7 protein-coding genes and 1 pseudogene are annotated in these 12,559 nt (G+C 74.1%); 4 read left to right on the top strand and 4 right to left on the bottom strand.

Translation table 11 applies throughout. From position 1 onward, the window contains the following. The first annotated feature begins 2 nt into the window (after positions 1–2). The gene (gene hemB / locus ACN27A_RS18475) at positions 3–986 is read left to right on the top strand and encodes a porphobilinogen synthase (RefSeq protein ID WP_421455062.1); all 984 of its coding nucleotides are present in this window, start codon (positions 3–5) and stop codon (positions 984–986) included. Between the two features lie 964 nt (positions 987–1,950). Further along, positions 1,951–2,478, top strand: a complete 528-nt coding sequence (locus ACN27A_RS18470) for a helix-turn-helix domain-containing protein (protein WP_421455060.1) — start codon at positions 1,951–1,953, stop codon at positions 2,476–2,478. A 65-nt stretch (positions 2,479–2,543) separates the two neighbouring features. On the opposite strand, the gene ACN27A_RS18465 is transcribed toward ACN27A_RS18470, so the two are convergent. The 3 genes and pseudogenes from ACN27A_RS18465 to ACN27A_RS18455 form a co-directional block, all read right to left on the bottom strand. After that, positions 2,544–5,822 carry a lamin tail domain-containing protein gene (locus ACN27A_RS18465; protein ID WP_421455057.1) on the bottom strand — a complete coding sequence of 1,093 codons (3,279 nt, stop codon included), beginning with the start codon at positions 5,820–5,822 and terminating at the stop codon, positions 2,544–2,546. A 97-nt stretch (positions 5,823–5,919) separates the two neighbouring features. Continuing rightward, positions 5,920–6,936 carry a GNAT family N-acetyltransferase gene (locus tag ACN27A_RS18460; protein WP_421458519.1) on the bottom strand — a complete coding sequence of 339 codons (1,017 nt, stop codon included), beginning with the start codon at positions 6,934–6,936 and terminating at the stop codon, positions 5,920–5,922. A gap of 72 nt (positions 6,937–7,008) precedes the next feature. Beyond that, positions 7,009–8,328: pseudogene (locus tag ACN27A_RS18455) on the bottom strand (lytic murein transglycosylase); the annotation flags it as partial. 341 nt (positions 8,329–8,669) lie between these two features. On the opposite strand from ACN27A_RS18455, the gene ACN27A_RS18450 reads away from it, so the two are divergent. Continuing rightward, positions 8,670–8,888: an FmdB family zinc ribbon protein gene (locus tag ACN27A_RS18450; RefSeq protein WP_421455055.1), complete on the top strand. Its 219-nt coding sequence runs from the start codon at positions 8,670–8,672 to the stop codon at positions 8,886–8,888. 99 nt (positions 8,889–8,987) lie between these two features. After that, the gene (locus ACN27A_RS18445) at positions 8,988–11,840 is read left to right on the top strand and encodes an ATP-binding protein (RefSeq protein ID WP_421455052.1); all 2,853 of its coding nucleotides are present in this window, start codon (positions 8,988–8,990) and stop codon (positions 11,838–11,840) included. 78 nt (positions 11,841–11,918) lie between these two features. Here ACN27A_RS18445 and ACN27A_RS18440 read toward each other — a convergent pair whose 3' ends face one another. Continuing rightward, a complete protein-coding gene (locus ACN27A_RS18440; RefSeq protein WP_421455049.1) occupies positions 11,919–12,455 on the bottom strand; it encodes a phospholipase in 537 nt (178 codons plus the stop codon). Between the last annotated feature and the right edge of the window lie 104 nt (positions 12,456–12,559).

The raw sequence follows: 12,559 nt of genomic DNA, 5'->3' as shown, positions 1-12,559 counted from the left end.
TGATGCCGTACCCCGAGATCCGGCCCCGCCGGCTGCGCCGCAACGCGGCAATCCGGCGGCTGGTTTCCGAGACCCGCGTCGACCCGGCCGAGCTGGTCGTGCCGATGTTCGTCAGGGAGGGGTTGACGGAACCGCGGGCGATCGCGTCGCTCCCGGGAGTGCTCCAGCACTCCCGGGACTCGCTCCGCAAGGCCGCGGCCGAGGCGGTCCAGGCGGGCGTCGGCGGGATCATGCTCTTCGGCGTGCCGGAGCGGCGGGACGCCACCGGCTCCGGCGGGATCGATCCGAACGGCATCCTCAACGTCGCGATCCGCGACGTCGTCGCCGAGGTGGGCGACGCCACGGTGGTCATGAGCGACCTCTGCCTGGACGAGTTCACCTCGCACGGGCACTGCGGCGTGCTCACCCCCGACGGTGGCGTCGACAACGACGCCACGCTGGAGGCGTACGCCGAGATGGCGGTCGCCCAGGCCGCCGCCGGGGTCGGTGTGGTCGGGCCGTCCGGCATGATGGACGGCCAGATCGCCGTGGTACGCCGAGCGCTCGACGCCGCGGGCCACCAGGACGTCGCCGTGCTGGCGTACGCCGTGAAGTACGCCTCGGCCTTCTACGGCCCGTTCCGGGACGCGGTGGAGTCGGCCCTGGAGGGCGACCGCCGCACCTACCAGCAGGACCCCGCCAACCTGCGGGAGTCGCTGCGCGAGGTCGAGCTGGACGTCGCCGAGGGCGCCGACATGGTGATGGTCAAGCCGGCCCTGCCGTACCTCGACGTGGTGTCGGCGGTCCGCGCGGCGGTGGACGTCCCGGTCGCCGCCTACCAGGTCTCCGGCGAGTACGCGATGGTCGAGGCGGCCGCCGCCAACGGCTGGATCGACCGGGAACGGGTGATGCTGGAGACGCTCACCTCGATCCGTCGGGCCGGCGCGCAGATCATCCTCACCTACTGGGCGGTCGAGGCCGCCGGACTCCTCCGCCAGCGCTACTGACCCGACCCGACCCACCCAGCGCGGCGCGGCTTGGTCCCGTGCGGCCCGGCCTGATCCGGCGCGCCTGGTCCTGCCCGGCGCGGCCTGGTCTGGCGTGCCCTGGTCCGGTCCGACCCCTTCGGTCTGCGACCCGTTCGGGCAGCGGAGCGGGTTCCGGTCGAGCCAACTCATTCCTCCGCTGCCCGTCTCGGGACACTCGCCGGACCTTAGCCTGCCCACTCGCCGTCCAGTGCGATGTGCTGGTGCGTGGCGTTGTCGTCCCTTGCAGGCATACGCAGACGTCAGTGCTAGTTGCCCGCTTCGAGTAGACGCCCGCTCCGCATGCCAGCATTCCTGGCCGTAACGCTGGGTACTCGACCCGCGCCCCGGATCCCACCGTCCCTCGGACGCTTTGCTCTGCATCCATATATGCGCCAGTAACCCCGAGTGCCTGTTGCATATGAGGATGCAGAGCAAAGGGCGGGCAGAGGTTCGTCGCTCCTGAGGACAGCCCACACGGAACTCGCTGGTCATGGCGTTGTGGCCGTTGGCGGCGATGATCGAGGGTCGTTCAGGGCCGGATTTGCCATCACTTAGCGTAGGCGGCTGTGGAAAGACCGCTTCTGTTACGGTGCGTTACTGCCGGGCTGGGTTCGCCCAGGGGGTGTGGGGGAAGGACCGGTCGTCGGTTTTCCACAGGCGGCTGAGTTATCCACAGGCGGAGCGGGCGGCATTGCGGGAGAGGCATCGCAGCCGGGAGCGTGACGGGATGATTGAGCTTCCCGCCGAACCGGAAATGGACCGGGAGCCCGACCGGCCGGCTGGCTCCGACCAGTTGTCCCGTGCCGCCGGGCCGTCGGGACCCGCAGGACCGTCAGGCGGCACTGGGCCGTCGAGTGCCGTTGGGCCGTCGAGTGCCGTTGGGCCGTCGGGCGGTGACCAGGCGGCGGGTACCGATCAGGGGGCGGGATCGCGCGAGCCGCCCGTGCTGCTGACCGAGCCGTTCGACACCCCGTGGCCGGCTGCGGGCATCGTCCGGGCGGTCCGGCGGCATGCCAGCCTCAGCCAGCGGGAGCTGGCCCGGTGGTCCGGGGTGAACCATTCCACCGTCGGGCGGATCGAGGCGGGCCGGATGGTGCCGAGCATCCTGCTCCTGCGCCGCATCATCGGGGTCGCCGGGTTCCGGCTGGCCGTCGTCGACGAGTTCGGGCGGGTGCTGAAGCCGATGCGGGACTGGCAGGACACCCGCGACGGCGCGGGGCGTCGCTACCCCTCGCACCTGGACACCATTCTCGACCCCGAGCCGGGTGAGTGGTGGGCGGACATCTACGGGCTGGCCCGCCCGCCGGAGACGTTCTACCGCGACCGCCGGGTCCGCGACGCCATGCGGCGGCGCAGCCAGTGGGAGGTGCGGGTGGCGAAGTACCGCAGCGTGCCCCCGCCGCCGCGCGTGCCTCCACCGCCGCGCGTGCCCCCGCCGTCGCGGCTGCCCGGCCCGGGCTTCCCGTGGTGAGCGGACGGCCCGCCGGCCAGGACGTTCCTGGGCGGCGGGCCGTCGGTGTGGGCGCCGGTGTGACGTCAGTCGTCGTCGGTGATGGTGCCCACGGCGAGAGGATCGGCCAGCCGCAGGCCGGGCACCCCGGCCACGACCAGGTTCACCTTCTCGTCGGCCTCCTGCTTCCGGTCACCGCGTACGGTCACCGGGAAGGCCAGCGACGTCTGCCCGGCGGCCAGGACCTTGCAGCCGACGTACGGGTCGTAGTCGGCGCCGGCCTGGGCCGTGGTGCCGTAGGTGGCGGCACAGAGCAGCACCGGCTGGGACAGCGGGCGCGACACGGTGACCGTGAAGGTCAGCGGCCGGGTGCCCCGGTCGCCCTCGACCACCGAGGCGTCGCCGACGCTCAGCGACGCCCGGGAGCGGAAGCGGGCCACCTGCGGGTCGTGGTCGCTGGAACCCCGGCTGCCGTCGGCCGCGTGGTCGGCCGGCCAGTCGGCGTTGACGTGCGCGGCCCGCATCTCCACCAGGTCCCGGTGCAGCGCGCCGTTCACGAACAGGTGGTCCAGCGTCTGCGCCTGCCCCTCGAAGCTGTACGAGTAGGCGGACGACGGCGCGTCGGCGAGCAGGTCGTCCCACAGGTTGCGCATGCCCGCCTCGTACAGCGGCCCGAGCTGGTCCGACGGGGCGGGATCCGCCGCTGTCGCGATGGGATCGTCGGGACGGGGGAAGACGTTCAGGTCCCCGCCGTAGACCACCCGCGCGTGCGGGTCCGACGCCTCGATCGCGGTGACGATCGCGGCCCCGTACGCGGCCTGCTCCCGGCGCTGCCCGACCCGGCTGTCCGGCCCGGACGAGTAGTGGTTGCTGGCGGCCCAGAGCGTGTAACGCTCGGCGGAGCCGGGCGCGGCGGCGACCGTGAACTTGCCGAGCTGCGGTGCGCGGGTGAAGACGTTGTTCCCGTCCTTGCCGGTGGACGTGTCCACGTCGTCCGGAAGCACCGCGTTGAGCGCCTTCGGGTTCTGCACGTCAGCGTTGCCCGGCAGCGCCGCCCCCCGGTACTCGACGGTCGGCGCCGAGCCCAGCAGCGGGTCGCCGGCGGTGGGCGCCGCCAGCGACACCCGGTCGGTGCGGAACAGGAACGCCGCGGTGATGCCCCGGGCGTCCGCGCCGGTGCGGTCGTACGCGGCCTGGTAGGCGGGGCCACCGGCGGCCGTGATGGCCAGCGCCAGGTCCTGGAGGCTGTCCGGCGCGCCGTCGGCGTTGTCCGTGCTGCCGCAGACCAGCGCGCCGCCGGAGACCGAGCAGATGTCCTGGTCCTCGGCCTCCTGCACCAGGATCAGGTCCGGGGAGTGCAGGTCGGTGGTGATCTGGTCGGCCAGCGCGACGAGCTGCTCGCGGTACTCCTGCTCGCTGCCCGGCACGTAGTCGAACGGCGGGCGCACCCCGGTGCAGCCGGCGTTGCCGGCGAAGTCGCAGCCGTCGAACGGGTCGTCACGGTAGTCGTACAGGTTCTCGACGTTGTAGGTCGCGACCGCCAGTTCCTCCGACCGGTTGGCCGGCTTCGGCGGGTTGTTCGCCGACGGGTCGGCCCCGCCCGTGAACGCCGCCGACTCCACCTGCACGCCGTACTTCTCGAACGAGTAGTAGAGCCCGCCGACCGCGTCGGCGGTCAGCGTGTCGAACGTGCGCGCGGGCGGGAGCAGCGCGGCGCTGTCGCCCGTGCTGCCCTTCACGCCCATGCTGCCGAGCAGGACGCGCTGCCCGTTGCCGTCGTCGAAGCGGCGGGTCGGGTCGTTGTCGAGCGGGTGCGCGTCCCGGAACACCCGGCGGGCGTACGGGTCGGCGCGGTCGAGCAGCGGGTCGTCCCGGTCGATCACGAAGATCTCGGCGTCGGCGGTGGAGGCGAAGACGTTGCGCCCGCTCACCGCGCCGCTGCCGGCACGTACCCGCAGCCGGGCGCCCTCGTGCCGCTCGAAGAAGCGCTGCGCCGCCGCCACCTCGACCGGCGGCACGGCGTCGGTCACCTGGACCTCGGCGTTCACGTCCACGCCGGAGGCGATCCGGCGCACCAGCGACGCGCCGGAGAGCTGCGTGAAGTTGAAGTACTCGGAGACCCGGGCGCGCAGCACCACCTCGTCGCCGACCGTCGGCACGTAGCCGCCGATCAGGGAGGTGAACGAGCCCATGAAGACGAAGATGCCATCCGAGCTGGTCGGGTCGCCGTCGGTGGCGTCCTTGCGGCTCTGCAGGAAGAACCCGTGCTGGTCGCGGCCCGACGAGTCGCGCGCGAGGGTCCGCTGGGTGATCACGCCGCGTACGTCGTACAGCGTGCTGCTGGTGCCGTTGCCGGAGGCCGGCGCGAGCGGCGACCGGTCGGCGGGGCCGGCCTCGCCGTCAGTGGTCGGGCCCTGCACCTCGCCGACGGTCAGCTCCCGGGTCACCTGCACGGCCAGGGTGCAGGTGGCGGTGTCGCCGTCCGCGTCGGTAGCGGTCAGCACCACGGTGTACGCCCCGGCGGCCAGGTCGGCGCTCGTGCCGACCGTGGCGCGGGCGGTGCCGCCGACCGCGTCGGCCGGGGTGACCGCCGAGCGGCTGACGGAGCCGGTGGCCGGGGTCGGGCTGACCGAGGTGACCGCCAGGTCGACGATCCGGTCGTCCGGGTCGGTGGCGGTGACCTCACGGGTGGCCGCCGTGCCGGCCGAGGTCACCAGCGCCGGGCCGCAGGTGAGCGTGGCAGGCGCGTCAACGGGACCACCCCCGTCGACGGTGTGCGCGCCGAGCCCGTCGAACGTGTCGACGGGGAAGCCGGCCCACTGCGCGGCCGGGTCGAACGCGTCGGAGGGGTCGGTGTCGCCCGAGGTCACGGCGGCCGACCGGCGCAGCGTGTTGTCGGCGGTGCTGGTGAGGCCGGTGCCCCACTCGGTGCCCGGGTCGACGCCGACCTGGCCGATCGAGTCGAGCACGGTGCCGCCCCGACGCAGCACGATCGCGTCGTCGCCGTTGAACAGGCTGGCACTGGTGGTCTGGTCGGCCCGGTCCAGGATGCCCGGCGCGGCCGAGGCGGCGGCGAGGACGAAGGCGTCGCCGGCCGCGACGGTGCCGGTGAGGGCCACGTTCGTCGGCGTGGTGGAGCCGTTGAAGTGCAACTGGAGCTGGTAGCCGCCGGCGGCCAGGTCGACGGCGGCGCCGGTGCCGTTGAACAGCTCGATCGCCTTGTTGTTCGACGAGCCTTCGACGTACTCGGAGATGAAGAGGTCGGTGGGCGCGGCGCTGGCCGCGGTGGGTGCGACGCCGACAGCCGTGACGGTCACGGCGGCGGTGGCGGTCGCGAGCGCGGCAAGAGTGCGGCGCGGGCGCATGAGGCCTCCACGATGGGTGGATGGGGAACTAACGCACGTTAAGGGGCGGTGCTGACCGCCGTCCATCCCCCACCGGACAGTTTCGTGAACGTTCCGGTCAGCGTCCGGCGTCGAGGCGGTGCACCAGCTCGGCCACGTCGATGCTGTATTCGCACCACTCGCGGTCCGGGCGGTAGCCCAACTCGGCGTTGACCTTGAGCATGGCCTCGTTGGCCTGCGCGTTCCAGGTCTGCACCTCGGTCAGCTCCGCCTCCGCCGAGCGCAGCTCCATCAGCATCCGCGCCTTGATCGCCCGGTCGATGCCGTAGCCCCGGTGGTCCTGCACGACGATGGTGTCGTACTGGTCGGCGCGGGTGGGGTGCTGGACCGGCACGACCACCTCGGTCAGCCCCGCCACCTCCCCGGTCTGCTCGTGCAGGGCGAGCACGATGTAGGGCTTCATGCCCCGCCGGTGCAGGCAGTCCAGACTGTCGCGCAGCCGCTGCGGGTCGTAGGAGCTGGGGCGCAGCTCGCCGTCCTCGACGTCGCGCACCTCCGCCTTGGCCCGCGCGTACGCCTCGATCAGCTCGTCCGGCGGGCCGCCGGGGTGGAACTCCAGGTGGTAGCCCGCGCCGATGCCGGTGGCCATCTCGGACAGCTCGGCCCAGTCCACCCCGGACAGGTCCAGCACGCTGCGGGTCTCGACGTACTCCTTCGAGAAGCCGAGCGACTCGTAGAAGGCGACGGCCGGCGTGTCGCCGACCACCTCGACCCCGATCGACTGGAAGCCCTCCTGGTAGACCCGCCTGGCGGCGGTCAGGACCAGGTCCCGCCCGAGGCCAGTGCGCCGCTCCGCCGGGTGCACCAGCACCTCCAGCACCCCGATGTCGCCGAGCAGCAGCACGTGCACGTGGCCCAGGATCGCCCCCGGGCTGCCGTCGGCCCCCGGCTCCGCCTGGGCGACCCAGGAGATCCGCCGCTCGCCGGGCATCACCTCGGCGAGGTATTCCCGCATGGAACTCTCCCGCCACGGCGGGTCCTGCGGCAGATCGGCCGCCAGGACCGCGTTCAGCGTGTCCAGCAGCGACGCGATCTCGGCGGACGACGCGGTCCTGGGGTCCCACTCGCGCACCATCACCCGTCTAGCTTGCCGCTAACCGCTGCCCGGGGGAAGTGTCCAGTTCTCCAATGTATGCAGACGATCACTTCACGTGCGGCTCGCCTGTCCGTACCGGTTGGCGGTGTCGTAGACGTCCTGGGCGTACCGGCGGACGTCGTTGTAGGACAGGATCGCGTTCCACCAGTCGGCGGGGATGGTCAGGTTCCGGCCGCCCTTGCAGAGGTAGTTGCCGGCGGCGAGGGCGGCGTCGTCCAGGTCGTGCGGGTCCTTGACACCGTCGTTGTCGGCGTCGGCGCCGATCTCCTGCCAGGTCGTCGGGATGAACTGCATCGGCCCGACCGCTCGGTCGAGGACCGGGTCCTTGTCCATCACGCCGCGGTCCGTGTCGGGGATCCGCATCCGGCCGCCCTGCCCGTCGAGCGGCAGACCGATGATCTCGGGCAGCGCCTTGCCGTCCTGGCGGAGCGTCGCGTTGTTGGCCTGGCCGTGCCCCGACTCGACGAACCCGATGGCCGCCAGGGTGGTCCAGCTCAGCCCGCAGCTGCGGTTGGTCTGGGCGAGCACCGCCTCGGCGTAGCCGTACGCCTGCATGGCCACCGGCGAGATGCCGACCTTCGGCCCGACCTGGGCGGCCCAGCCGGCCAGCGCGTCCGACGGCCGGCCGGTGATCCCGCCGGGGAGCGGACCGGGCGGCACCGTCCCGCCGGGCAGCACCGTGCCGCCGGGCAGTGGCGTCTGACCGGGCAGCACCGTGCCGCCGGGCAGCGGGGTCCCGCCGGGCAGCGGCGCCTGCGGAACGGTGGTCGGCGCGGTGGAGGTGGTGTCGACCGCGACCGGGCGGGGTCCCCGGGCCGTCGCGGGCACCAGCAGCGCACCCGCCGCAGCCGTCGCCGCGACCAGGGCGAGCAGGAACACCCCGGGCAGGGTGAGTCGCCCGCTGGGCCGCCGCGACCAGTCCCGGGTCGCGCGGGCGGCACCCATCGCGATGCGGTGCGGCGGCCGGCGTACGGCGTGCGCGAACTGCACCCGGCGGCGCCGGGGCCCGGTGGCCGGTTTCGTGGCGGGCACGTCGACCTTCGTCTCCGCGAGGTCGCCCGTGGCCGACGCCGCGCCGGCGTCGGCACCGGTCTTCGCCCCGGACCCGCTCGTGGCGGCCCCGGCCGCGCCGCCGGCCTTCGTGGAGGGGGCGTTTCCGTCGCCCGGCTTCGCACCCGTGCCGGCGCTGTCGCCCGGCTTCCCGGTCGCGGCCGCGCTGTCGCCCGGCTTCCCGGTCGCGGCCGCGCTGTCGCCCGGCTTCGCGGCCGTGCCGGCGCTGTCGCCCGGCTTCTCGGTCGTGGCTGGCTTCGCGTCGGCGGTCGGCCCGTCGCCCGACTTCGCCTCTTCCGCCGACTTCGCTCCGGCGGTGGGTTCGGTGACCGGCCTGGTGCCGGCGGCCGGCTTCGCGTCGTCGGCCGGCTTCGCCTTCTCGGCGGTGGGCTCGGTCGCCGGCCTGGTGCCGGTGGGCTCGGTCGCCGGCTCGGCCTCGGTGGCCGGCTTCGTGTCGCTGGCGGCGGTGGATCTCAGCCAGGGGCGGCGCGGACGCGGTAACCGCGTCGCGGGTTCGGGCGCGGCGCCGGAACCGGCGAGCGGCCCGTCGATCGGTGCCGCCGGCCGCAGGGGCCGAAGGGTCGTCCTGTCCTCGCCGTCCACCACAAGTTGAGTATCACCCATGTCCCCCCGTACGTCAGGACCGGTCGTACCCTGGTGCCATGCCCCGGTACGAGTTCCGTTGCCGCGCCTGCGGCGACACCTTCGAGGTCAACCGCCCGATGTCGCAGGCCGCTGAGCCGGCGTCCTGCCCGCAGGGGCACGCCGACACCGTCAAGCTCCTTTCCACCGTCGCGGTCACCGGCCGGGGCGGCGGTGTGGCCGGTGGCGCGCCGGCGCCGGCCGGTGGGGGTTGTTGCGGCGGTGGCTGCGGCTGCTGACCTGCGGGCCCGCAGTCGGCTCCGGCCGACCGTTCTCACGATGCGTGATGGTCCGGTATCAGGCAGCATGAGTCCGACGTCACGGGCGGAGGTTCCACCATGTCGCCACGGATCCACCTTCCGAGCGGGTTGGTGACCTTCGTCTTCACCGACATCGAGGGTTCCACCCGGCTGGCCCAGCTGCTCGGCCCGGACTACCGCCCGGTGCTGCGGGAGCACCGCCGCCTGCTGCGCCGCACGATCGCCGCGACCGAGGGCGCGGAACTGCTGACCGAGGGGGACTCGTTCTTCCTCGCCTTTCCCGACGCGACCGCCGCGCTGACCGCCTGCCTGACCGCGCAGCGGGCGCTGGCGAGCCACGAGTGGCCCACCGCCGACGCCATGCCCCGGGTCCGGATGGGGCTGCACACCGGCTGGGCGGAGCCGCGCGACGGCGAGTACGTCAGCCCGGAGGTGCACCGCGCGGCCCGGATCGCCGCTGCCGCCCACGGCGGCCAGGTGCTCTGCTCGGCGTCGACGGCGCGGCACGCGGAGCCGCTGCCGCCCGAGGTGTCCCTGCACGACCTGGGCCTGCACCGGCTGCGCGGCTTCGACGACCGGGAGCGGCTCTTCCAGCTGGTCGCCCCCGGCCTGGAGCGGCAGTTCCCGCGGCCCCGCACCGCCGACGCGTCCGCGCACAACCTGCCGACCCCGGTCACCTCGTTCGTCGGCCGGCAGGCCGAGCGGACCGAGCTGAAGCGGCTGGTGGAGGCGCACCGGCTGGTCACCGTCCTCGGCGCGGGGGGCGCGGGCAAGACGCGGTTGGCCGTGGAGCTCGCCGTCGACCTGGTGGAGTCGCATCCGGACGGTGTCTGGTTCGTCGACATCGCCGCGGTCACCGACCCGGGGCTGGTGGCGTTCGAGGTCGCCGCCGTGCTCGGTCTGCGTCCCGAGCCGGGCCGCCCGATGGTCGACACGCTTGTGGAGTACGCGGCCGCGCGCCGGATGCTCGTCCTGCTGGACACCTGCGACGCCCAGCCGGCCGCCTCGGCCGACGTGATCTCCCGGCTGCTGGCCGGCGGGGTGGGCGTCCGGGTGCTCGCCACCAGCCGGGAGTCGTTCGGCCTGCCGGGCGAGGTGGTCTGGCGGATCCCGTCGCTGTCGGTCGACCCGCCGGTGGGCGGGGCGGAGAGCGACGCGGTCGCGCTGCTGCTGGACCGGACGGCGGCGGCCCGGGGCGGCCGGCCGCCGGACCCGGGGGAGTCGGCCGACCTGCGGCGGGTGGTACGGCGGTTGGACGGGCTGCCGCTCGCCATAGAGCTGGCCGCCGCCCGGCTGCGGGTGCTCTCCGTCGGGCAGCTCGCCGAGCGCCTCGACGACGTGCTGGGCACCCTCGACGCGGGCCGGGCGGATCCGGACTCGCCAATGGACCCGGACCCGCCGGTGGAGCCGGACCGGGCGGGCGGTCGGCCGGAGACGGTGGACCTGGTGGCGGCGGCCGTGGGGATGGTGCCGCCCAGCCCGGCCGTCCGGGCGGTGCAGCGTTCCGCCACCGAGCGGCACCTGACGATGCAGGCCACGGTCACCTGGTCGTACCGCACGCTGGGGCCGCGCGCCGCCCGGCTGCTGCGCTGGCTGGCGGTCTTCGCCGGCCCGGTCGACCTGGCGACGGTGGAGTGGCTGCTCGGCGACGACCCGCTCGATCCGCTCTCGGTGCTTGTCGACAAGTCGATGGTGCTGGCGGAGCCGCACGCCTCGGGCAGCACCTACCGGATGCTCGACCCGATCCGGGCGTACGCGGCACGGCGGCTGGCGGAGGCGGGGGAGGAGAGGTCGGCCCGCAACCGGCACGTGGCGTGGTCGACGCACGCGATGGAGCGCGCCCACCTGGGCCCGGACGGGCGGCCGGTGACCCTGTCGCTCTACGCCCTCGACCCGCTCGCCGGCGAGCTGCGCGCCGCGCTGCGCTGGTGCGCCACCGGCGGCAGTGCCCGGGCCGGCCTGCGGCTGGCCGGGGGCCTCGACCAGTGGTGGCGGGAGCGGGGCCTGGCCCGGGAGGGGCGGCTCTGGCTGTTCCGGCTGTACGGGCGGATCGCCGAGACGGGGGAGCGGATCCCGGACGCCGAGCTGGCGGCGGCGTACCACATGCACTCGCTGCACGCCGGCGCGGACGGCGAGTTCGCCGAGGAGCTGCGCTACTCCCAGCGGGCGGAGGCGGCGGCCCGGCAGGCGGGCGACGCCGGCCTGCTCGCCCGGGTGCTCGCCGGGCGGGCGGCCCCGCTGGTCGACATGGGACAGTTCGCGGAGGCGGAGCGGATCTGCCGCGAGGTGATCGACTGGGCGTCCGGGCAGGAGGTGCTCGGCGACGCGCTCTTCGGGGTTTTCAGCCTGGCCGAGCTGCTCTGGCGGCGGGGTGCCCTGGACGAGGCGGCCGAGCTGCTGGGCGCGGCCCGCCCGGTGGAGGCGGCCCGCCCGGTGGAGCGGGGGCGGCGTTCGGTCGACATGCTGCTCGGGATGGTCGCCCTGGCGCGCGGGGACCTGGTCGCCGCGCACGAGCATCTCCAGGTGGCGCTGCGCTCGCGGATGAGTCACGGCTTCCACGGTCGGGCCTGCGACACGCTCAACGCGATGGCCGTGCGCTGCGCGGCCGGCGGCGACGGGCTCACGGCGGCCCGCCTGTTCGGCGCGGCGGGGGCGACCCGGGCGAGCATGCGCTGCGCCCCGGGCATCTACGGCGGGTACTGGGCGCAGCGGCAGGGGGAGCTGCGCCGGGAGCTGGGCGACGCGACCTTCGACGGCGCGTACGGCGAGGGGACCGAGCTGGGGCTGGAGGAGGCGGCGGCGTTGGCCCTCGCCGTCGAGCATCCGGACCTGGCGGTCGGCTCGGCGAGGTTCGGCGCCGGTCACGCCCGCGTTGCTCCCCGGCAGTCCGTCGCCCCGGACCGTCGCCGTCACCACACCGGCCACGCCTGACGGCGGGTTGGGGCCCGCCGGTCGGGGTCCGCGTCATCGGGCTGGCCGGGGACGCAAACCCCTGGCGTACGGGCGCGGTCAGCGCAGGGCGGCGCGGCTCTCGGCGTCGGCCTTCATCCGGGCGGCGCGGTCGATGTCGGCCTGCTGCACGGCGGCGAGCGAGCCGAAGGCCTTGACGGCCTGGTAGTACGTCCAGGCGAGGCTGGTGCAGGCGGGCCGGACGGCGGCGTTGTACGTGGCGCAGACCCGCTTCAGGTCGGCGTAGAAGGCGTCGTCGAGGCGGGCCTTGTTCGCCGAGAACCGGCCCATCGCCTTGTAGTTGCGGTAGCCGAAGTCGTGCCGGTAGCAGGAGAGGTTGAACGTGAAGCCGAGCGGGTTGTCCGGGCTCGACGAGCAGTAGTCGGTCGACCAGTTGAATCCGTACGCCGCCCAGGCGCCCTGGTTGAGCCGGCCGGAGTTCCAGGAGCTGTAGCTGGAGGCGCTCGTCTGCGTCCAGTTGGAGAGGACGGACAGCTTCTGCGAGGTCGTGACGGCGGCGGCGGGGGAGGAGACCCCGAAGACGAAGAGCATCGTGAGCGCGGCCGAGGCGAGCAGGGTGGTGAGGCGTCTGGGCACGGGTACCTCCGCGGGGGATGTGCGGGCGGGACGGGGGGTTACCGGCGGGTCACCGGAGTGCCGAACAGTGTCGATCATGAATGGTTCCGGGGGATGCGGTGCCC

It is taken from the genome of Micromonospora sp. WMMD737, from assembly GCF_049179055.1.
Classification (GTDB): domain Bacteria; phylum Actinomycetota; class Actinomycetes; order Mycobacteriales; family Micromonosporaceae; genus Micromonospora; species Micromonospora reichwaldensis.
Note: the sequence above shows the minus strand (reverse complement) of the source record. Positions and strands in the feature narration are given on the sequence as shown.

Bases quoted from the DNA above. Each gene is read 5' to 3' on its own strand.
- hemB (WP_421455062.1), top strand. From the start codon at position 3: ATGCCGTACCCCGAGATCCGGCCCCGCCGGCTGCGCCGCAACGCGGCA.
- ACN27A_RS18465 (WP_421455057.1), bottom strand. From the start codon at position 5,822: ATGCGCCCGCGCCGCACTCTTGCCGCGCTCGCGACCGCCACCGCCGCC.
- ACN27A_RS18460 (WP_421458519.1), bottom strand. From the start codon at position 6,936: ATGGTGCGCGAGTGGGACCCCAGGACCGCGTCGTCCGCCGAGATCGCG.
- ACN27A_RS18450 (WP_421455055.1), top strand. From the start codon at position 8,670: ATGCCCCGGTACGAGTTCCGTTGCCGCGCCTGCGGCGACACCTTCGAG.
- ACN27A_RS18445 (WP_421455052.1), top strand. From the start codon at position 8,988: ATGTCGCCACGGATCCACCTTCCGAGCGGGTTGGTGACCTTCGTCTTC.